This window comes from Actinoplanes sp. HUAS TT8 (genome assembly GCF_051380535.1).
Classification (GTDB): Bacteria; Actinomycetota; Actinomycetes; order Mycobacteriales; family Micromonosporaceae; genus Actinoplanes.
Map to the genome: position 1 here is coordinate 8,869,507 of NZ_CP195646.1, position 19,536 is coordinate 8,889,042.

General features: G+C 70.4%; 19 protein-coding genes. 9 read left to right on the forward strand and 10 right to left on the reverse strand.

Annotation, left to right across the window (positions count from 1 at the left end):
• Positions 1-26: 26 nt before the first annotated feature.
• Genes ACSHV8_RS39415 through pdxH form a run of 4 tightly spaced genes read right to left on the reverse strand, consistent with a single transcriptional unit; the run spans position 27 to position 3,514 of the window.
• Entirely contained in the window at positions 27-644 is a 618-nt protein-coding gene (locus ACSHV8_RS39415) for a nitroreductase family protein (protein ID WP_436524486.1), read from the reverse strand.
• On the reverse strand, positions 644-1,561 hold the full coding sequence (locus ACSHV8_RS39420) for an aldose 1-epimerase family protein (RefSeq protein ID WP_436524488.1): 918 nt from the start codon (positions 1,559-1,561) through the stop codon (positions 644-646). The genes ACSHV8_RS39415 and ACSHV8_RS39420 overlap by 1 nt, the downstream gene beginning before the upstream one ends.
• 10 nt (positions 1,562-1,571) lie before the next feature.
• Positions 1,572-2,864: an MFS transporter gene (locus tag ACSHV8_RS39425; RefSeq protein ID WP_436524490.1), complete on the reverse strand. Its 1,293-nt coding sequence runs from the start codon at positions 2,862-2,864 to the stop codon at positions 1,572-1,574.
• Positions 2,861-3,514, reverse strand: coding sequence for a pyridoxamine 5'-phosphate oxidase (gene pdxH / locus ACSHV8_RS39430; protein WP_436524492.1), 654 nt, complete (start codon positions 3,512-3,514; stop codon positions 2,861-2,863). The genes ACSHV8_RS39425 and pdxH overlap by 4 nt, the downstream gene beginning before the upstream one ends.
• Before the next feature lie 165 nt (positions 3,515-3,679).
• Here pdxH and ACSHV8_RS39435 point away from each other — a divergent pair, with 165 nt between their 5' ends.
• The 4 genes from ACSHV8_RS39435 to thpR all read left to right on the forward strand — a co-directional run bounded on the left by ACSHV8_RS39435 (position 3,680) and on the right by thpR (position 7,962).
• Positions 3,680-4,786: a citrate synthase 2 gene (locus tag ACSHV8_RS39435; protein ID WP_436524494.1), complete on the forward strand. Its 1,107-nt coding sequence runs from the start codon at positions 3,680-3,682 to the stop codon at positions 4,784-4,786.
• A gap of 39 nt (positions 4,787-4,825) precedes the next feature.
• On the forward strand, positions 4,826-5,947 hold the full coding sequence (serC, locus tag ACSHV8_RS39440) for a phosphoserine transaminase (RefSeq protein WP_436537110.1): 1,122 nt from the start codon (positions 4,826-4,828) through the stop codon (positions 5,945-5,947).
• 220 nt (positions 5,948-6,167) lie between these two features.
• Positions 6,168-7,226: a septation protein SepH gene (sepH, locus tag ACSHV8_RS39445; RefSeq protein ID WP_436524496.1), complete on the forward strand. Its 1,059-nt coding sequence runs from the start codon at positions 6,168-6,170 to the stop codon at positions 7,224-7,226.
• A gap of 241 nt (positions 7,227-7,467) precedes the next feature.
• Positions 7,468-7,962 carry an RNA 2',3'-cyclic phosphodiesterase gene (gene thpR / locus ACSHV8_RS39450; RefSeq protein WP_436537112.1) on the forward strand — a complete coding sequence of 165 codons (495 nt, stop codon included), beginning with the start codon at positions 7,468-7,470 and terminating at the stop codon, positions 7,960-7,962.
• 168 nt (positions 7,963-8,130) lie between these two features.
• Here thpR and ACSHV8_RS39455 read toward each other — a convergent pair whose 3' ends face one another.
• The 4 genes from ACSHV8_RS39455 to ACSHV8_RS39470 form a co-directional block, all read right to left on the reverse strand.
• Complete coding sequence (locus tag ACSHV8_RS39455; protein WP_436537114.1) at positions 8,131-8,664, reverse strand: hypothetical protein; 534 nt, start codon at positions 8,662-8,664, stop codon at positions 8,131-8,133.
• 197 nt (positions 8,665-8,861) lie between these two features.
• Complete coding sequence (locus tag ACSHV8_RS39460) at positions 8,862-10,295, reverse strand: MFS transporter (protein WP_436524498.1); 1,434 nt, start codon at positions 10,293-10,295, stop codon at positions 8,862-8,864.
• A 71-nt stretch (positions 10,296-10,366) separates the two neighbouring features.
• Positions 10,367-10,813, reverse strand: a complete 447-nt coding sequence (locus ACSHV8_RS39465) for a MarR family winged helix-turn-helix transcriptional regulator (protein ID WP_436524500.1) — start codon at positions 10,811-10,813, stop codon at positions 10,367-10,369.
• 98 nt (positions 10,814-10,911) lie between these two features.
• On the reverse strand, positions 10,912-12,336 hold the full coding sequence (locus tag ACSHV8_RS39470) for an NCS2 family permease (protein ID WP_436524502.1): 1,425 nt from the start codon (positions 12,334-12,336) through the stop codon (positions 10,912-10,914).
• Between the two features lie 232 nt (positions 12,337-12,568).
• Here ACSHV8_RS39470 and ACSHV8_RS39475 point away from each other — a divergent pair, with 232 nt between their 5' ends.
• The gene (locus ACSHV8_RS39475; RefSeq protein WP_436537116.1) at positions 12,569-12,772 is read left to right on the forward strand and encodes a DUF2530 domain-containing protein; all 204 of its coding nucleotides are present in this window, start codon (positions 12,569-12,571) and stop codon (positions 12,770-12,772) included.
• Positions 12,773-12,776: 4 nt separating this feature from the next.
• Here the strand turns inward: ACSHV8_RS39475 and ACSHV8_RS39480 are convergent, their stop codons facing one another.
• Complete coding sequence (locus tag ACSHV8_RS39480; RefSeq protein ID WP_436524504.1) at positions 12,777-13,598, reverse strand: DUF3027 domain-containing protein; 822 nt, start codon at positions 13,596-13,598, stop codon at positions 12,777-12,779.
• 102 nt (positions 13,599-13,700) lie between these two features.
• Between ACSHV8_RS39480 and ACSHV8_RS39485 the strand changes: the two genes are divergently transcribed.
• From ACSHV8_RS39485 to ACSHV8_RS39500, 4 genes are all read left to right on the forward strand, one after another.
• The gene (locus ACSHV8_RS39485; RefSeq protein WP_436524506.1) at positions 13,701-15,503 is read left to right on the forward strand and encodes an MFS transporter; all 1,803 of its coding nucleotides are present in this window, start codon (positions 13,701-13,703) and stop codon (positions 15,501-15,503) included.
• Positions 15,500-16,126, forward strand: a complete 627-nt coding sequence (locus tag ACSHV8_RS39490) for a futalosine hydrolase (protein ID WP_436524508.1) — start codon at positions 15,500-15,502, stop codon at positions 16,124-16,126. The genes ACSHV8_RS39485 and ACSHV8_RS39490 overlap by 4 nt, the downstream gene beginning before the upstream one ends.
• A gap of 152 nt (positions 16,127-16,278) precedes the next feature.
• Positions 16,279-17,454 (forward strand): MFS transporter, encoded by a 1,176-nt coding sequence (locus ACSHV8_RS39495; RefSeq protein ID WP_436524510.1) that lies wholly within the window; start codon positions 16,279-16,281, stop codon positions 17,452-17,454.
• Positions 17,455-17,597: 143 nt separating this feature from the next.
• Positions 17,598-18,194 carry a TetR/AcrR family transcriptional regulator gene (locus tag ACSHV8_RS39500; RefSeq protein WP_436524512.1) on the forward strand — a complete coding sequence of 199 codons (597 nt, stop codon included), beginning with the start codon at positions 17,598-17,600 and terminating at the stop codon, positions 18,192-18,194.
• Here ACSHV8_RS39500 and ACSHV8_RS39505 read toward each other — a convergent pair.
• On the reverse strand, positions 18,184-19,536 hold the full coding sequence (locus tag ACSHV8_RS39505) for a GH1 family beta-glucosidase (RefSeq protein WP_436524514.1): 1,353 nt from the start codon (positions 19,534-19,536) through the stop codon (positions 18,184-18,186). The two genes, ACSHV8_RS39500 and ACSHV8_RS39505, sit on opposite strands and share 11 nt — an antisense overlap.

A 19,536-nucleotide genomic window follows, 5' to 3' on the forward strand; every position in this document is an offset into this window, starting at 1 on the left:
TTGCTATCAGCCTAGCCGCGACAAAATCATGCCTCCGCGGCCGGAGCCCATCGGCCATGATGCACCACATCGTCCACCGGCCGGTGGCCGCGCTTGAGTGACGGAGACCTCTTGTCGTCTCCCCGATAGCCGACGCTGAGCACGCCGACCGGGTTGAACTCCTCGGGCACCCCGAAAGCGGCCCGGAAGTTCGGGATCCGTGCAGGCGGGATGCCGAAGAAGCACGATCCGAGCCCCTCGTTCACCGCGGTCAGGTGCATCAGCAGCGCGGCGAAGCCGGTGTCGACGTCCCAGTACGGCACCGGCCAGCGGTTCTCGTCCCGATCCGTCCAGCCTTTGTCGCTCTGCGCGTAACGGTCCAGGTAGACGGACTTGTTGGAGAGCGCGACGATGAGCAGCGGGGCGGTCCGCATCCGGTCCAGCCAGCCGCCGGCCTCGAACTCCGGAGTGGCCGTCACCGACCAGTAGAGCTCCCGGTCCTCGGGCGAACTGAGGACCAGGAAACTCCAGCCCTGCGAGAAGCCGGCCGACGGCGCGCGCAGCCCGTGCCGGACGATCTTGTCGACCAGCTCCGGCGGCACCGGACGCGTGGGGTCGTACGCCCGGATCATCCGGCGCCGGCGGACCACCTCGTCGAACTCCATCAGGCGCGAATCCCCCACGCGGTGGTCCAGGTCTCGCCCGGCGCCAGCACGATCAGGTCCCGGCCGGAGCGGAACGCGTCCGGCGGGCAGGTCATCGGCTCGACCGCGACGGACCGGCGGTGCCGCTCGCCGTGCAGCGTGTCGCCCGAGAAGACCTGCCAGTACTTGAACTTCTCGTCGGCCCAGACGGTGATCTTGGTGTCCGAGTCGGGATCGGCCAGGACGACCTCGGTGATCCCGTCCGGCCCGAAGTCGATGTCGCCGAACGTGGTGTCCAGGACCGCGGTGCCGATCCGGCGCGGCTCGGCGTAGTCGAACTCGGTGCCGGCCACCTTGACCGCGCCGAGCGGGAGCAGCCGCGAGTCGGCCAGCAGCCGAGTCTTGGCCGGCACCTGCAGGACGGTGTCGTCGACCGAGACGCCGGGCAGCCGCAGGTACGGGTGCACGGAGTAACCCCACGGCGCGTCCGACTCGCTGGTGTTCACGACCTCCTGCACGCTGCGCAGGCCCTCGGCCGAGACCGACCAGCGGGTCCGCAGGGTGAGGCCCCACGGGTAGCCCACCTGCGGCGGCAGGTCGAATTCGAGCGTCACCGCGGACGCGGTGTGCTCGGTGGCCCGCCAGCGGGCCCAGTTGACCAGGCCGTGGATGGCGTTGTGCCGGGCCGGCTCGGAGAGCGCGAGCTGGTAGGTCTGCTCCTGGAAGGTGTAACGCCCGTCCCGGATCCGGTTCGGCCACGGTGCGAGGATCTGGCCGGCGGAACCCGGGGAGATCTCGTCCACGCCGAAGCCGTCGAGCAGCTCAACGCCGCCGGACGAGAAACTGCGCAGCGTGCCACCGACCTCGGCCAGGACGGCACGTCGGCCGTCCGCCTCGATCGACCACTGAACCCCGGATTTCGCGGCTGTCTGTGTCATACCCGCGACACTATCGTTCGGCGTTCTCCACGGGTTCCGGGACGGGCCGGTAGCGGATCAGCGCCGGGAACGCGAGCGCCAGCACCAGGGCCAAAGCCGCGGCGACCAGGCCGCCGCCCACCCAGGAGGCGCCGACGCCGGTGAACTGGGCGGTCGCACCCGCGCGCAGGTCACCCAGACGGGGACCGCCGGCCACCACCACGGTGAACACGCCCTGCAGCCGGCCACGCAGCCGGTCCGGGGCGAACGTCTGCATGATCGTCTGCCGGTAGACCGCGCTGACCAGGTCGGCCGCGCCGGCCACGGCGAGCAGCAGGACGGCCAGCCAGAGCTGATGGGCCAGGCCGGACAGGGCGATGGCCACACCCCAGCCGACCACCGCGGCGGTCAGCGCGATGCCCTGCCGCCGCACCCGGCTGATCCAGCCCGAGGTCAGGCCGCCCAGCAGCGAGCCGATGGCGATCGCGCTGAACAGCCAGCCGACCGCGGTCGGGCCGCCGAACCGTTCCTCGGCCACCGCCGGGAACAGCGCACGGGGCATGGCGAAGACCATGGCGATCAGGTCGACCGCGAACGAGAGCAGTAGCACCGGCTGGGTGACCAGGAACTTCAGGCCGACCACGATGCCGCGCAGGCCGGCTGTGGGCTTCTCCCCGGACTCGTCCGGCTCGATCGGCGGGATTGGGGGCAGCCGCCAGGTGGCCCAGAACGTGAGGGTGAACAGCAGCGCGTCGACCGTGTAGGCGACCGCGACACCGGTCCCGGTCGACCAGATGCCCATGATCACACCGGCGGCCAGCGGGCCGAGCACGCCACCGGCCGTCGTCGTCGTGTAGTTCAGCGTGTTCGCGGCCGGCACCATCGGCGTCGGCACCAGGCGCGGGACGATCGACTGCCGGGCCGGGGAGCTGATCGCGAAGCCGACCGACTGGACCGCCGTCAGCGTCAGGAGCAGGTGCGGACTCCGTACGCCAAGAATCGCCTGCGTCAGCAGGCCTAGAGTGACCACCCAGGTGAGCGCTGAGCTGGTCAGCAGCAGCCTGCGCCGGTCGACGACGTCGGCGATGGCACCGCCCCAGAGCCCGAAGATCAGCAGCGGGACCAGGCCGGCGACGCCGAGCAGCCCGACCCAGAACGTCGAGTGCGTGATCGCGAACATCTGCACCGGCACGGCCACGGCGGTGAACTGGAAGCCGAAGAACGACGCTCCGGTGCCGATCCACATCCGGCGAAAGGCCACCACCCGCAGCGGGGTGGTGTCGATCATCCAGGACTTTTTTTTATTTTCCTCGACCACGCTCACGGGGCCAGCCTTTCCACGATCCAGTCCCCGTTCTGCCTGCGGAAACGCAGCCGATCATGTAGCCGGTTGCTGCGCCCCTGCCAGAATTCGACGGTCTCCGGAATCACCCGCAAACCGCCCCAATGCGGCGGAGGCGGCACCGGCCCGTCACCGAACCGGTCGGCCGCCGCGCTCAGACCGGCCTCCACCGCGTCGCGATCGGGCAGCACCCGCGACTGCGGACTCGCCCACGCGCCGAGCTGCGAGCCGCGCGGACGCGACGCGAAGTACTCCTCGGTCTCGGCCCGGGACACGCGTTCCACCTGACCGGAAACGATCACCTGGCGTTGCATGACGAACCAGGGAAAGACCAGGCTTGCGTACGGGTTGTCGGCCGCTTCCGTGCCCTTGCGGGACTCATAGTTCGTGAAAAATACGAATCCCGCCGAGTCGTACCCCTTGAGGAGCACTGTCCGGGCCGACGGGTGACCGTCCGCGCCCGCGGTCGCCACGATCATCGCGTTCGGCTCGGGCAGTCCGAACGCCGTCGCCTCGGCGAACCAGGCCGCGAACTGGGCCGTCCACTCCTTCGCGAGCGAGCTCTCCAGCAGCGGCCCGTGCTCGGTGTAGTCACGGCGCATCCCCGCGGGGGACGGCGGATCGGATGACATCCGGGTACTTCCTTTCGGCTGCAAGCACGTTAAGTCCGCAACCGCGTGGTGTCAGTTGAACCAGGATGGGTGTCATCGAGAGCACAATCGCCACGGGTCGACCCGGCCGTTACCCGCCGGGCAAGATGAATCACTCACCGCAGCTCACGTCTCCCAGGGAGTGCCGTGTCCGACTTCAAGCCGGGACTCGAGGGCGTCACCGCGTTCGAGACCGAGATCGCCGAGCCCGACCGGGACGGTGGCGCTCTGCGGTATCGCGGCGTCGACATCGAGGACCTGATCGGCCAGGTGTCGTTCGGCAACGTCTGGGGCCTGCTGGTCGACGGCAAGTTCGGGCCGGGGCTGCCGCCGGCCGAGCCGTTCCCGGTGCCCGTGCACTCCGGTGACATCCGGGTCGACGTGCAGTCCGCGGTCGCCATGCTGGCGCCCTACTGGGGGCTCGACCAGCTGCTGGACATCACCGACGAGCAGGCCCGCAAGGACCTGGCCCGGGTCTCGGTGACCGCGCTCTCGTTCGTCGCCCAGGCGGCCCGCGGTCTGGGCCTGCCGGCCGTGCCGCAGAAGGACATCGACAAGGCCGAGACCATCGTGGAGCGGTTCATGCGCCGGTGGCGCGGCGAGCCCGACCCGCGGCACGTCAAGGCCGTCGACGCGTACTTCATCTCGGCCGCCGAGCACGGGCTGAACGCGTCCACGTTCACCACCCGCATCGTCGCCTCCACCGGGGCCGACGTGGCCGCCTGCATCTCCTCCGGGATCGGCGCGCTCTCCGGTCCGCTGCACGGCGGCGCACCCACCCGGGTGCTGCACATGCTGGAGTCGGTCGAGCGCGCCGGCGACGCCGAGGGCTATGTGAAGGACGTGCTCGACCGTGGCGAGCGGCTGATGGGTTTCGGTCACCGCGTCTACCGCGCCGAGGACCCGCGGGCCCGGGTGCTGCGCCGGATCGCCAAGGAGCTGGGCGCCCCTCGCTTCGAGGTGGCCGCCGCGCTGGAGAAAGCGGCGATGGCCGAGCTGCGCGAGCGCAAGCCCGACGGCGAGCTCTGGACGAACGTGGACTTCTGGGCCGCCGTGGTGCTCGACTTCGCCGAGGTGCCGGCCCACATGTTCACCTCGATGTTCACCTGCGCCCGGGTGGCCGGGTGGAGCGCGCACATCCTGGAGCAGAAAAAGCTCAACCGGATCCTGCGACCCAGTTTGAGGTACGTGGGTCCGGCGCCGCGCACGCCCTCGGCGGTCGAAGGCTGGTCCCAACTCACGCATAATGTGTGACCGTGGCTGAGCTAATCCGCGGCGGAAAACCGAGGCAAAATCGTGAATGAGATCCGGATCCCTGACGCGATCAAACCAGTCGACGGCCGTTTCGGCTCGGGGCCGAGCAAGGTCCGGCCGGAAGGTGTCGAGGCCCTCGCCGCGGTCTCCCGTACCTTCATGGGCACCTCGCACCGCCAGAAGACGGTGAAGGAGCAGGTCGCCCGGCTTCGGAAGGGTCTGGCCGAGTTCTTCTCGATGCCTGATGGGTACGAGGTGATCCTGGCCAACGGCGGCACCAGCGCGTTCTGGGAGGTCGCCACGTTCGGCCTGATCCGCGACAAGGCCCAGTTCGCCGAGTTCGGCGAGTTCGGCGCCAAGTTCGTGCAGGCCGTCACCGACGCGCCGTTCCTGGCCGAGCCCACCGTGCACAAGGCCCCCGGCGGCCAGGCCGCGTTCCTGACCGCCGAGGCCGGCGTCGACGTCTACGCGACCGTGCAGAACGAGACCTCGACCGGCGTCTCCGTGCCGGTCCGGCGGGTGGCCGGCGCCGACGAGGGCGCGCTGCTGCTCACCGACGCGACCTCCGGCGGCGGCAGCCTCGACGTCGACCTCAACGAGACCGACGTCTACTACCTGGCCCCGCAGAAGGCGCTCGGCTCGGACGGCGGGATCTGGCTGGCCCTGATGTCGCCGGCCGCGATCGAGCGGGCCTTCGAGATCAAGGCGTCCAAGCGGTACATCCCGCAGTTCCTCGACCTGGTGACCGCGATCGAGCAGTCCCGCCTGGAGCAGACGTACAACACCCCGGCGTTGGCCACCGTGTTCCTGGCGGCCGAGCAGCTCGACTGGATGAACGCGCAGGGCGGCCTGGCCTGGGCGGTCAAGCGCAGCTCGGAGAGCGCCGCCGCGATCTACGGCTGGGCCGAGCGGTCGTCGTTCGCCGAGCCGTTCGTGACCGATCCGGCCCTGCGCTCCTCGGCCGTGGCCACCATCGACTTCGCCGAGAGCGTCGACGCCGCGGCCATCGCCAAGGTGCTCCGGGCGAACGACATCGTGGACACCGAGCCGTACCGGAAGCTGGGTCGCAACCAGCTGCGGATCTCGCTCTACCCGACCGTCGACCCGACCGATGTCACCGCCCTGACCACGTGCATCGACTACGTGGTGGAGCGTCTCTAAAGCGACTTGGTGACCTGGCTCATTGCGCTGGGTAAGGCACAGTCCGTACGAAGGAAATCGGTCTGCGGAGAATGAAGATCATCTTCGCTGGTCAGCCACTTTGACGGCGTGGCTTACCCCCATTGAGTGACCAAGGCGCGTACCGTGTTCCGAAACGCGCCCGGGTGGCTGACTCTCGGGAGCACAGGCCAACGCCAACGCGACGGGACGGAGGCAACGCATGCGGCCAGTACGCTTCGTCGCCCTTTCCGAGGACGGACAGGCCCTCGTGCTCGCCGATGAGGTGGGCCGACTACTCGCGCTTCCCCTGGACGACCGGGTCGCGGGAGTGTTCAGCGAGAGCCCCGCGGCGCCGGGAACAGCGGTTGCCGTCATCGCGCCCGACGCGGTGCCCTCACTGTCACCGCGCGACATCCAGGCCCGGATCCGCTCCGGCGAGTCCGCCGAAGATGTCGCCCGCATCGCCGGTGTCCCGGTCGACCGTGTGCTGCGCTACGCCGGCCCGGTGCTGCAGGAGCGGGCCATGCTGGCCCAGCACGCGCGCCGCACCCGCCTGAAGACGTCCGATTCCGGTCAGCCGCTGGCCGAGGTGGTGGACAGCCGCCTGGCCCAGCACGGCATCGACACCGAGAAGATCTCCTGGGACGCGTTCCGCAAGGACGACGGCACCTGGCGGATCGTCGCCACCTGGCCCTCCGGCAAGGCCACCGCCCAGGCCATCTGGGATCTCGACAAGGGTCGTCAGGTCGTCGCCCCGCACGACGACATGGCGCAGTACCTGTGCGCCGAACGCCCCACCCAGATCCTCGGCCAGGACCCGGTCCCCGAGCGTGGCGGCCACGGCCTGCCCGGCCCGGTCCGCAGCCCCGAGCCGATCCGTGGCGGTCACGGCCTGCCCGCGGCCGACAACAGCCCGGCCCGGCCGACCCGCGACCCGATCCGCGCCGGTCGCGACGCCCTGCTGGCCTCCCTGGACCGTCCGCTGGAGGGTCAGTCCGGCCGCAGCCTCGAACCGATCTCGCCGGCCGCCCGACGCCCGGTCGCCGGCGGTGCCGCGGCCCTGCTCGGCGGCGGTTCCGGCTCGGCCTTCGACGACGACGCCGACCTGCCCAAGGAGGTCCCGGCCGTCCCGTCACTGGCCGTCCTCCGCCCGCGCCGCACCGTCGGGCAGAACACGCAGGGCAACGGCGAGGGCGAGGAGAACAAGCCCCGCAAGCGCCTCCCCAGCTGGGACGACGTGCTCTTCGGCGGCGGCCCGGCCGCCCGGGAGTCCTCCTGATCCCGACCGCGGGCCACCCGGCCGCAGCGACAGCCCACCCCCACAGCTCGACCCGTCCCTTCAGCCACGGCTCAGCGCAGGCCCACCGCCTCAGCCGGCTCCCCCGGCTTGCCCGCAGCCTGGAGCAGGTCCGCTGGGCTGGCCGGGGCCCGGCGCGGAACCTCTGCCGTGGTCGCGGTCCGGCTGCGGCCCGCGTCCTCCTTACGCTCCTCGGGGGCGGTTCGGTCGTGCGGGAGTCCTCCTGAGCAGCCTTTTCGTAGCCGTCCACCCGTCGGCGGCGGCCCGCGAGGATCTGCTACGCCGCCTGCCGCCCGGAGCACGAATGACGCGCCCCTCGAAGTGGCACGTCACGCTGGCTTTCCTCGGTGAGATCTCCCGCAGTACGGACGAGGTCACCCAAGCCCTCTCGACAGTCCCAACCCATCCGGCCTTCCGCCTCCGGGTATCCGGCGGTGGCCGTTTCGGATCAGTCGCGTGGGCCGGCCTGTCCGGTAACGTCCCGGCGCTCACCGACCTGCGCGAATCAGTCCGAGTCGCCCTGGACAACGCCGGATTCGCAATCGATCCACGCCCGTTCCGCCCCCACTTGACGGTTTCGTACCGCCTGGAGCCCAGCATCCTCGCCGCTTTGAACGGCTACACGGGCCCGGAGTGGGACGTGACAACGTGCGCCTTGGTCGAGAGCATTCTCGGCAATTACCACACTCTCCACGAATGGCCCCTACCCACTCCCTGATCCCACCGAACCCCGCCCCGCGGCACACAGCTCTACGGGCAGGCGCCACACGGGGGCAGGCACTTCCCACGGTATGCCCTGCTGCGGGACAGAACCCGGTCGGAACATGCGCGCTAGCCGGGAAAGCTCATGATGGCCAGCCAAGAGTGGCCGGGGCGGCCGGAGGGATCAGCCGCGGAGGGCCAGGCCGGCGGCTTCGAGTTGGGTTTCGAGGCGTAGGCGTTCGATCTCGCGGTCGACCCCCTGGAGCAGCTGCAGGTGTTCCGGAACGCCGAGGCAGCGGCAGGCCAGACGCAGCCGGGCGTCGTAGGCGCGCATCAGCGCGGCCATGCAGGTTTCCGACGAGCGCAGCGGGCCGGACCGGCGCTGGCGGTCCAGGCGGCGCAGGTCGAAGGCGAGTTGTTCGATCGGGACCGCGGGCAGGGTGTCCATCCGGGCGGTGAGGTCGAGGCCGGCCAGGTCACGGTCGAGGCGGCGGAGGTCGCGGCCGGGCGGGCCGGGCCGGCGAGCCCAGTAGGCCTGGGCCGAACCTTTGCGGGGCTGTCGGTTCGGTGCGGGCACCCGGCGGAATGAGGTTCGCCGTCGGGGCAGGTGGCCCGGGCCGGCCGGTCGGCGTGAATCGGGACGCCGGCGCAGGATCCGGGCACACGGCAGGATCAGCAGCGTCGTCCACGCCGCTAAGATCACGACCAGTTGCGCCATCGCCACGTATTGACGTTAGGCCGGGACCGGCCGGGGCGGGAACACCCGTTCGGCGGACCTGATCTGCCAACTACCTGAATGCCACGTTTCTGACCGACAGCGGGCAGGCTGTGGGGTGCACTTATCCAGAAATGGTGCCTGGAATGCGAAAATCCGCGCCACCCCTCGAACGGGTGACGCGGATTCGGGCGTGAGCCTCAGCCCTTGACCACCGGCTCCGGGGTGCGGGCCGGGGGCTCCCGACGCACCTGGACCGCGAGGGCGGGAGCCGGCCCGACAAGAACGGCGGCCTCGGAGTGCACCGAGGGCGACCCAACCGGCGACGACGCGACCGGGGGTGACACCACCGGGGACGCGACCGAGGGTGACTCGATCAGCCGCAGGGAGGGCCGGGGCCGCAACCGGAACCGCAGCCGATCCCCGCTGGCCCGCAACTGCCAGACCAGCGTCGCCACCGCCGCGACGAACGACACCAGCCCGCCCACCCAGATGCTGGAGGGCACCCCGAACTGCTCCCCCCACCATCCGGCCAGGGAGGCCCCGATCGGCGTGGTGCCGAGGAAGACCAGCACGTAGAGCGCCATCACCCGGCCGCGGTATTCGGCGTCGACGCCCATCTGCACCCGGTGGTTGGCCGCCTGGGCCAGGTAGATCGAGAAGAAGCCGGTCGGGACCAGCAGGAGCATGGCGACCACGAAGTTCGGCGCGAAGCCGACCGCGAACTCGAACACGCCGAAGGCGATCGCGGCGCCGATCACCCGGTATGCCCCGGGGCGGGCCCGGCGGGCGCTGCCGGCCAGGGCGCCACCCAGCGCGCCGACGGCCAGGGCGGTGGTGAGCAGGCCGAACGACGAGGCGCCGGCGTGGAAATTGATCTTCGCGAGGGCGGCCAGGGTGACCGGGAAGTTGAAGCCGATCATGCCGACCACGGCCATCAGGGTGATCGGGAGCACCAGGTCGGCGCGCTTGCCGACATACTTCAGACCGTCCAGGACCTTGGCGTTGCCGCGGTGCTTGCGTTCGATGCCGAGGAGCTCGGACGTGTTCATCCGGGTGTAGGTGAAGATCGGCGCGATCGCCAGGACGGTCGCGAGAAGGAACACCACGCGCATCGGGAACGCGGCCAGCAGCACGCCGGCCAGCGCCGGGCCGCCGATGCGGGCCGAGTTGAAGGTGGCCGCGGAGAGCGCCAGCGCGTTCGGCAGCAGCGGCAGCTCGACGAGCTCGGAGACGAACGCCTGCCGGACCGGGGTCTCAACCGAGTTGGCGATGCCGAAGAGCAGGGCGAACATGAACACGTGCCAGAGCTGCACGATGCCCGAGGCCACGATGATCGCGAAGGCGATGGCGGTGGCCGCGAAGACCGAGTTGGCGATGATCAGGAGCTTGCGCTTGTCGTAGCGGTCGGCCAGCCGCCCGCTGTAGAGGGTCAGCAGCATGACCGGGACGAACTGCAGGGCGGTGACCACCCCGAGCGCGCCCGGTGAGTTGTGTGACAGGTCCAGGACCAGCCAGTCCTGCGCGGTGAACATCGTCCACACACCGACCAGCTTGATCAGCTGCCCGAGGGAGAAGAGGCGATAGTTCCGGACTCTCAGGGATCGGAATGTCGTGTCCAGCACTGCCCGCATGCGGTGTGCCTCCTCGCCTCGGTCGTACGCGTCATCGTCGTGTGACGAAGCGGAACGACCGGACGTAAGAGTCAGGCGCGGGCGACGCGTTGCAGAATCTCCGCAGCGCGGGCCAGGGTGTCCCGTTCCTCGGGCGTGAGCTGGTCCAGCTGCACGGCGAGCCACTCGTTACGAGCGTTCTCGTGCACCGCGTAGACCTCGCGCCCCTGATCGGTGGCGGCCAGGATGACCTGGCGCCCGTCGGTGGGATGCGGGGTCCGGGCCACGAGCCCGCGGTCCTCCAGCTTGCCGACGATCTTGGTCATCGTCGGGGGCTGCACCCGTTCCACATCGGCGAGCTCACGTGGAGTCAGCGCGCCGTGCAGTTGAAGGCTGGTCAGCGCGGAGAGCTGACTGAACGTCAGATCGCCGACCGGCCGGGCCTGCCGGACCCGCCGGCTGAACCGGATGATCGCTTCCCGCAGCGTCTTGGCCAGCGATTCCGCTGTGCGCTCCGTCGTCATCACCCGCTCCGTCACGATACTTAGCCTAGCTAATGAGCATGGCTAACGACATGTGTTCGACCATGTAAGAACCGTCACCGGGCACGCTAGCGCACCCGGTGACGGCGAGTGAATCAGAGCACCCAGGATTCCAGCGGACCCCGGGCGAAGTAGAGCACGAACAGGACGGCAACCCCGTACAGAATGGGGTGGATCTCCCTGGCCTTGCCGGTCGTGGCCTTCAGGACGACGTACGAGACGATCCCGGCCCCGATCCCGTTCGAGATCGAGTACGTGAACGGCATGATCGTGATCGTCAGGAACGCCGGCACCGCGATCGTCCAGTCGGTCCAGTCGATCTGCCGCACCGAGGTCATCATCAGGAACCCGACCACGACCAGCGCCGTCGACGCGGCCTCGAACGGCACCACCTGCACCAGCGGCGCGAAGAACATGGCCAGCAGGAACAGCGCGCCGGTGACCAGGTTGGCCACACCGGTGCGGGCACCCTCGCCGACACCGGAGGCGCTCTCCACGAACGACGTGTTGCTGGAGACGCTGGCCGCACCACCCGCGGCGGCGGCCAGAGAATCGACGAGCAGAATTTCCCGCGTACGCGGTGGCATGCCCTCCTCGTCGAGCATCTCGCCCTCCTGGCCGACCGCGACCATCGTCCCCATGGTGTCGAAGAAGTCGGCCACCAGCAGCGTGAAGACGAACATCAGCGCGACCAGCCAGCCGGCGTGCTGCCACGAGCCGAGCACGTTGAAGTGCCCGAGCAGCGACAGGTCGGGGGTGTCGACGACCTTCGCCGGCATCTTCGGCACGTTCAGCGACCAGCCGTGCGGGTTGGTGACGACCGAACCGACGCCGGTGATCGCCTCCACCACGATGGCCAGCACCGTGGTGCCCAGGATGCCGATCAGGATGGCGCCCTTGATCTTGCGGACGAAGAGCACCAGCGTGAACAGCAGGCCGATCGAGAAGACCAGGGTCGGCCAGGTGAGCAGCTTGCCGCCGAGGCCCAGCTCGACCGGGACGGTGGTGTTGGACGCATCCGGTACGCGGTGCACGAAGCCGGAGTCGACCAGACCGATGATCATCAGGAAGAGGCCGATGCCGACCCCGATCGCGGTCTTGAGCTGCGTGGGTACGGCCTTGAAGACCGCCGTCCGCAGCCCGGTGAGCACGAGCACCCCGATCAGCAGGCCCTCGATCACCACCAGGCCCATCGCGTCGGCCCAGGTCATCTGGGGCGCGATCTCGTAGGCGACCAGCGCGTTCACACCCAGGCCGGCGGCCAGCGCGAGCGGGAAGCGGGCCACGACGCCCATCAGGATGGTCATCACACCGGCGACCAGTGCCGTGCCGGCGGCGAGCGCGGCGAGCGGCAGGTGGGCGCCCTTCTGGTCGGCGCCGCCGGCCAGGATCAGGGGGTTGAGGACGACGATGTACGCCATCGTGAAGAACGTGACGAACCCGCCACGGATCTCGCGGCTCAACGTTGAGCCGCGCTCGGTTATCTGGAAGAAGCGGTCGAAACCGTTTCGCGTGGACATGCTGGCCCTTTCGGGTGGCACTCTGAGGACGCGAGCATGGTGCCTTACGCGATTGACCTCGGCAAAAACGGAGTGATGTTACAACTCTCACGTCCTGCGCCGAGACGTTCCGTAATGGCCTTACCCTGTCGGAGTGAGTGACCTGTCTCCCGCGACCCGGGCTGACGATCCGCCGTCCGGTCTGACCGTCGTGACCGGTACCAAACCACGTGTCGAGCCGCTCGACCCGCCGATGGTCCCGTTCGCGCTCGCCGGGCTGGCCGCGTTCCTGGTGGCCGCGCTCGTCTGCCTGCTGGCCGACGCCCCCGACTCCTGGCTCGACACCAGCGTGGCCGGGTTCCTCGTCGGCATCCCCGGCCTGATCACGATGATCGTGCACGACCGGAACCGGAAGCGCCGCCGGGCGCTGTCACACCCGGAGTTCCACGCCTCTTAAACCGTCAGCTGTGGCCGTAATCCTCGGCCGGCTCACCGGACTCGACCGAACCGTGGCCACGGCTCACGGCCACGGTCTCGACCTCGCTGTCGTCGTAGACCGTCGGCAGCTCGTCGACCGGCTGCTCGGTGGTGGCCAGCAGCGCCTCGGAGTGCGCCCCACAGCCGTGGTCGGCGCTGACCGCGCGGCCGTCGTCCGGCGCGTAGAGGTTTCCGCAGACTCCGAACATCAGCCGCATCGAACCGGCCAGCGGCAGGTAGAAGCCGCAGGCACCGCAGCGGGCGTTGCGCGGGGCGGCCGTGGAGATCGGCGCCTCCGGGCCGGCGTCGCCGTCATACCACCTCTGGGCGGTCTCCATCCGGCCGTCCTTGGACATGACCCGGGACCGGCCGAGGCCGAGCTCCCAGGAGACGTCCTCGACCGCGGCGTCGTCGCTCAGCACATAGCCCGGGGCCAGCCGGTCGTCGTCCGGCGCGGTCGGCATCAGGTCGCCGACGCCCAGGTCGCCGGGCTGGACCCGCTCGTTCCAGGGCACCCAGCCGGGGGCGAGCAACGCGTCCGGCCCGGGGAGCAGCACGGTCTCGCAGACCGTGACGTGCCGGCTGCGCGGGACGCGGGTCACGGTGACCGCCCAGCGCCAGCCGCGGTAGCCGTCGAGGTGGGACTCGAAGAAGTGAGTCACGACACGATCGCCCTCGGCGATCGCTTCGAGATGGTCACCGATGTCTGCCGGGTCCACATCGGTGATCGCGCCACGGGCCACCCCGACGGCATCGGCACAGACCTGGTCGAGTCGGGCGGCGCGGGTGGTGGTCCTGGAGGTCACCCGCCCATTGTTGCCTACCGAACCCCACCGGTCGCAACGACTCCCCACATACCTGTGGACAGAAGGGGGCCGACCTCGCCCGGATCAGTCAGGATGGTTGCCATGCCGCTGCTTCCCACTCTCGGACGCACCGTCGGTTCCGGCGTCAAAGCCGTGCGCCTGGTGGTGCGCGGCTCCGTGCGTGGCGGCGCCTGGGCGACCCGCCGCGTCGGCACCGCGCGGGCCCGCGGCGCCGCCAACGAGATCGGCATGATCCGCCTCTTCGACCTGCACGCGGTCTCCTGCGCCGGTGACGCGCTGATCGCGATCGGCCTGGCCGGCACCATCTTCAGCGTCCCGCTCGGCGAGGCCCGCAGCAAGGTCGGGCTCTACCTGCTCATCACCATGATCCCGTTCGCGCTGCTGGCGCCCGTGGTCGGCCCGCTGCTCGACCACTTCCGCCACGGCCGGCGTTATGCGTTGGCCGTCACCATGCTCGGCCGCGCCTTCCTGGCCTACGTGATGTCCGACAACCTGCTCGGCTGGGGTCTCTATCCGGCCGCGTTCGGCGTGCTCGCGCTCTCCCGGGCCTATGGTGTGGCCCGCTCCGCGGCCGTGCCCCGTCTGCTGCCCGACGGGGTCGGGCTGTCCCAGGTGGGTGCGCGGGCCAGCGTCTACGGCACGTTCGCGGGTGCGGTGGTCGCCCCGATCGGTCTGCTCGCCTTCAAGTTCGGACCACAGTGGCCGCTGCGGGTGGCCAGCATCATCTTCATCGTCGGCATGGTCGTCTCGCTGCGCCTGCCGCCCCGCGCCGACTCCGACCCGCCCGAGGCCATGCCGCGCGCCTGGCGCACCGTGCTCGGCCTCAACCGTGGGTCGGACCGGCCGCTCTCCGGCCGTCTGGTCCTGGCCACGCTGATCGGCAGTTCGTCGCTGCGCCTGCTCTACGGTTTCCTGCTGCTCTTCATGACCTTCGCGATCATGGCGGGGGACGTCGACACCACGATCCTCGGCTGGGCGATCGGCCGGGGCACCGCGGTCGGCGTGGTCGGCGGCGCGCTGGCGCTCGGCACGTTCCTCTCCACCGCCGCCGGCACCGGTCTGCACATCCGCCGCCCGCTCGCCCTGCAGTCCAGCGGCCTGATCATCACCGCCGGCGTGGCCGTCCTGGCCACGATCTTCTGCAACCTGGCCACCATCGCCCTGCTGGCCCTGATCACCGCCGTCTTCAGCGGCATCGCGAAGCTCGCGGTCGACGCCAGCATCCAGGAGCGGGTGCCCGAGCGGCTGCGCGCGACCGCTTTCGCCCACTCCGAGACGGTTCTCATGCTGGCCTGGGTCGCCGGTGGCGGCATCGGTCTCATCCCGCTCACCGGGCGGCTCGGGGTCGCGCTCGCCGCGTTGCTCGCGGTGCTGGCCGCGGCGCGGGCCGCCTGGTCGGCCGCGCGCCTGCGCAGCGAACGTCTGGCCGGTCGCCCGGAAGGCTCCGCGGGAGACCCGGGCGGTTCCGGCAAGGCCGATTCCGATCAGGGCCGCGACGCCCCTTCCCGTACGACGTCAGCCCGCCTCGATTCCACGCCGCCGGGCTCGGAAACCACCGAGTCCCGGGCCACTTCCTCCCGGGCCGACGACGAGGATCTGTTCTACGAAGCGGCCGACCCCTGGCCGGACGCCCCCACGGTCACCGAGCGCAACGCCCCCCACCAGCGCCCCGCCACCGAGTCCGACCCCACCCTGGTCGAGGAGCCGCACGGCCGCGCCCGGTGGGGCCGCCGCAAGCCGAAAGCCGCGAAGAAGCCCGCCCCGGTCGAGGAGCCCACCCGGCAGTTCGACACCGGGAGTGCCGCCGCTCCCCCGGGCTATCACGTCTACCGCCCCTCCTCCGCCGCCTCGAACGGCAACTCCGAGAACAGCGAGTCCGCGTGACCCTCCATCCCGTCCTGGCCGTGACCGCGGTCGCCGCCGAAGCCGACGCCCTGCGCCCCACCCTCGACCCGGATCTGGTCGTCGTCGAGGCGGTCGGGGTCGGCCCGGCCGCCGCCGCCGCGGGAACCGCCCGCCTCCTCGCCCGCCGCGACTACCGGGCGGTCATCAGCGTCGGTATCGCCGGGGGTTTCCCCGGCCGCGCCGACGTCGGCGCCACCGTCCTGGCCACCCGCACCATCGCCGCCGACCTGGGCGCGGAGTCCCCCGACGGCTTCCTCCCGGTCGAGGAGCTCGGTTTCGGCAGCAGCGTCCTGGAGACCGACGCCGCCCTGCTCAAGGCTCTCGTCGCGGCTCTCCCGCACGCGATCACCGGCGATGTCCTGACCTTGAGCACGGTCACCGGCACCGCCGGGACCGCCGCCCGGCTGGCCACCCGTTTTCCCGACGCGGTGGCCGAGGCCATGGAGGGTTATGGCGTGGCGATCGCCGCCGCCGGTGCCGGTGTTCCGTTCGCCGAGCTCCGTGCGATCTCCAACCCGATCGGCCCCCGGGACCGGGCCGCCTGGCGACTGGCCGACGCGTTCGCCGCGCTCCGAACCGCAGCCCCATCCCTGCAATTCTGATCATTTATGTGAATTGCCCGCTTTCGCGGGCACACTGGGAAACACCAAAGGTGAATTCTTTTACAGAAAATTGTTGCCGTTGATGATCCGGCCCGGCATGCTGCGCTGAATACGATGTGACTTCCGTCGCTTTAGCTCCTGAGCGAGGCACCATGAACGAGATGAGCGCCGGCTCCCGGGCCCGCCTGATCGGCGCCGGCTACGCGGCCCAGGGGCTCGGGTATGCCGCGGTCGTCACCGCGGTGCCCGCGTTCGAGGACCGGCAGGGCCTCAGCGACGCCTTCGTCTCGGCGATCCTGCTGCTCATGTGCGTGGCCGCGGCCGCCGGTTCGGTCGTCGCCGACCAGGTCGCCGCCCGCTGGGGCAGCCGATACGCCCTGGCCGGGGGCCTCTTCGTGATCGGCGCCGGGCTGGCCGGCACGACGGTGCACACCCCGACCGCCGCGTTCGTGGCGATCCTGCTCTTCTACGGTGTCGGCCTCGGCACCGTGGACGCGTCGCTGAGCATGCAGGGCGTGCTGGTCCAGGCCCGGCTGGGTCGCAGCGTGATGAGCCGGCTGTTCGCCGCGTACACGGCCGCCGCGATCGCCGCCGCCCTGATCACGTCCGGCTCGCTGGCCCAGGATCTCGGGGCCGGCGTTCCGCTCGGGGTGGCCGCCGCGTTCGCCGTTCTCGTCGGCCTGGCCGGTTGGCGCGCGTTCGAACCGGGCCGCACCGAGCGCTCCCATGTGGTGCACGAGACCGGCAGCCGAGCCGTCCGCCGCGTGATCTGGGTCTGCGGCATGCTCATCTTCACCGCGTTCCTGGTCGACTCCGCGGTCAGCACGTGGAGCTCGGTCTACCTCAAGGACCTGGCCGCGACCGGCTGGATCGTCCCTCTCGGCTACGCCGCGTACCAGGTCACGGTCCTGATCAGCCGCCTGATCGCCGACCACATGGTGCCGCGCGCGGGCCGCCTCTCGATGGCCCTCGGCTCGCTCGCGGTCTCCGGCCTCGGCTGCGCCCTGGTCGTGCTGATCCCGACCAAGGCCGCCGCGATCACCGGCTTCGCGATCGCCGGCATCGGCGTCGGCGTCCTGGTCCCGCTCGCGTTCAGTGCCGCCGGCGAGGCCGCCAAGGAGAGCAGCGACGAGGTCATCGCCCGGGTCAACCTGTTCAACTACGGCGGCGCCCTGCTCGGCGCGGTCCTGCTCGGCGCCCTCTCCGACCCGATCGGCCTGCGGATCGCTTTCCTCATCCCGGTGGTCGGCGTCATCCTGACCCTCCCGATCGCCCGCCGCCTGACCCAACTCACGGTCGCCGAACCAGCCCCAAGACCAACCCCATAAAACCCCTTCGCTTGTACGTCCTAGCAACCCCTCAACCGCAAACATCCAGCCCCTGGTCCTGGGCCGCGACCATGTCCCGGTGCCGGGCCGCCCGGCGACCGCCGGCCGGGTCGCGGGAAAGGTGCGGCCGGTACGCTTGGCGGGTGCCGAGGCTGGTCGATCGCGACGTTCGCCGGGCGGAGCTTCTGGCGGCCACCTGGCGGGTGGTCCGGGCGCGGGGTGTCGAGGGCACGACGACCAGGGCGATCGCCGACGAGGCGGGCTGCTCGCTGAGTGTTCTCGCGCATTTTCTCGGCGGCAAGGACGACATTCTGGTCGCCGCGCAGAAAGCGGTCTACGACCGGATCGTGGAGCGGGCTTTCCGCATCGGTGGCGATCTGAACGGGCTGGCCGCGTTGCGTGCCGCGCTCGACGCGGTGTTGCCGATCGACGACGAGCGGGCGGCCGACGCGCACGTGAATGTGGCGTTCGCCGGGGCCGCGCTGTCGCATCCGCTGCTGGCCGAGTCGCGGCGGGAATCGCACCGGGCCATTCGCGTGCATCTGATGAATTGCCTGCGTGAGGCCCGTGAGCTGGCCGAGCTTCGACCGGCGGTGGCCGACGACGCGGTGATCGACGATTTCATCATTCTCGTCGAGGGCAGTTCTCTGCTGAGTCTGGTGGACGGCTGGGCCGAGGAGGGCCGGGCGGAACGCCTGACCCGCCTCGCCGACAGCTTCGTCGGTCAGCTCAGGATTTAGCCGCGCCGGAATCGGCCGCGATCAGGTCGCGGTACCAATACCAGGAATCCTTTCGGGTACGCGCGAGCGTCTCCTTGTCCACGTGCACGAGTCCGAATCGCTCGTCGTATCCGGCCGCCCATTCGAAATTGTCGAAGGCCGACCAGACGTAGAAGCCGTCCACGCGCACCCCGGAGTCGATCGCCGCCCGCACCGCGGTCAGATGCGCGTCCAGGTAGGCGATCCGGCGCGGGTCGTGGATCCGCCCGTCGTCACCGGGCCCCGCGTCGTGGAACGAGGCGCCGTTCTCGGTGACGATGATCGGCGGGAGGGCCGGATAGCGTTCGTGCAGCGCGACCAAGATCTCGGTCAGCGCGGACGGCACGATCGCCCACCCGAAGTCGGTGCGTTCGTCGCTCTTGACCGGCACCGGCGAGAACGGCAGCCCGTCGGGGATGTCGACCTCCAGCACCCCGGTGTAGTCCTTGCCTTCGCGGGGCGCCTCGATCGCGGTCGGCTCGTAGAAGTTGACCCCGTAGAAGTCCAGCCGCGCCCCGATCAGTTCCAGGTCCCGGTCCAGTTGCGCGCCGGTCGTGCCGACCCCGGCCCGGATCATCTCGTCCGGGTAGTCGCCGAGCAGGATCGGGTCGGAGAACGTCCAGTTCGTCAGGCCGCGGAACATCTCGGCGGCGAACGCGTCGGCCGGGTCGTCACTGGCCGGGTAGACCGGGAAGTGCTGGTTGGCGATCCCGATCGAGCCGGCGTCGTGGGTGCGCAGCACCTGCACGGCCAGCCCGTGGGCGAGCAGCTGGTGGTGCGCGACCGGCAGCGCCTCAAGGCCGAGACCGCGGGCCGGGGCATGGTCGGTCAACGCGTACCCGTAGAGGGTCTGGACGTTCACCTCGTTCATGGTGATCCAGTCGCGGACGCGGTCGCCGAGGCGCAGCACGACGGCGCTGGCGTAGTCGGCCAGCCGGTGCGCGGTGTCCCGGTTCAGCCAGCCGCCCTTGTCCTCCAGGTCCTGCGGCAGGTCCCAGTGGTAGAGCGTGGGCACCGGGCGGACCCCGGCCGCGAGCAGTTCGTCGACCAGCCGGTCGTAGAAGTCCAGCGAGGCCAGCGCCCGCGGCCAGGAGATCGAGAACCGGTAGTCGCGCACCCCGGACTCGGCGATGTGCGTGACGTCCTCGGCGTACCGGTGGTAGTGATCGATGGCGACCCGGGCGTTCTCGCCGTGCCGGACCGTGCCCGGCCGCGCCGTGAACGTGTCCCAGATGCTCGGGCCCTTGCCGTCGGCGTCCCAGGCGCCCTCGATCTGGAAGGCCGACGTCGCCATGCCGAACCGGAAGCCGGGTGGGAATCGCAT

Bases quoted from the DNA above. Each gene is read 5' to 3' on its own strand.
- sepH (WP_436524496.1), top strand. From the start codon at position 6,168: ATGCGGCCAGTACGCTTCGTCGCCCTTTCCGAGGACGGACAGGCCCTC.
- ACSHV8_RS39505 (WP_436524514.1), bottom strand. From the start codon at position 19,536: ATGCGATTCCCACCCGGCTTCCGGTTCGGCATGGCGACGTCGGCCTTC.
- ACSHV8_RS39470 (WP_436524502.1), bottom strand. From the start codon at position 12,336: ATGTCCACGCGAAACGGTTTCGACCGCTTCTTCCAGATAACCGAGCGC.
- ACSHV8_RS39475 (WP_436537116.1), top strand. From the start codon at position 12,569: ATGGTCCCGTTCGCGCTCGCCGGGCTGGCCGCGTTCCTGGTGGCCGCG.
- ACSHV8_RS39495 (WP_436524510.1), top strand. From the start codon at position 16,279: ATGAACGAGATGAGCGCCGGCTCCCGGGCCCGCCTGATCGGCGCCGGC.
- ACSHV8_RS39415 (WP_436524486.1), bottom strand. From the start codon at position 644: ATGGAGTTCGACGAGGTGGTCCGCCGGCGCCGGATGATCCGGGCGTAC.
- ACSHV8_RS39420 (WP_436524488.1), bottom strand. From the start codon at position 1,561: ATGACACAGACAGCCGCGAAATCCGGGGTTCAGTGGTCGATCGAGGCG.
- pdxH (WP_436524492.1), bottom strand. From the start codon at position 3,514: ATGTCATCCGATCCGCCGTCCCCCGCGGGGATGCGCCGTGACTACACC.
- ACSHV8_RS39485 (WP_436524506.1), top strand. From the start codon at position 13,701: ATGCCGCTGCTTCCCACTCTCGGACGCACCGTCGGTTCCGGCGTCAAA.
- ACSHV8_RS39460 (WP_436524498.1), bottom strand. From the start codon at position 10,295: ATGCGGGCAGTGCTGGACACGACATTCCGATCCCTGAGAGTCCGGAAC.
- ACSHV8_RS39455 (WP_436537114.1), bottom strand. From the start codon at position 8,664: ATGGCGCAACTGGTCGTGATCTTAGCGGCGTGGACGACGCTGCTGATC.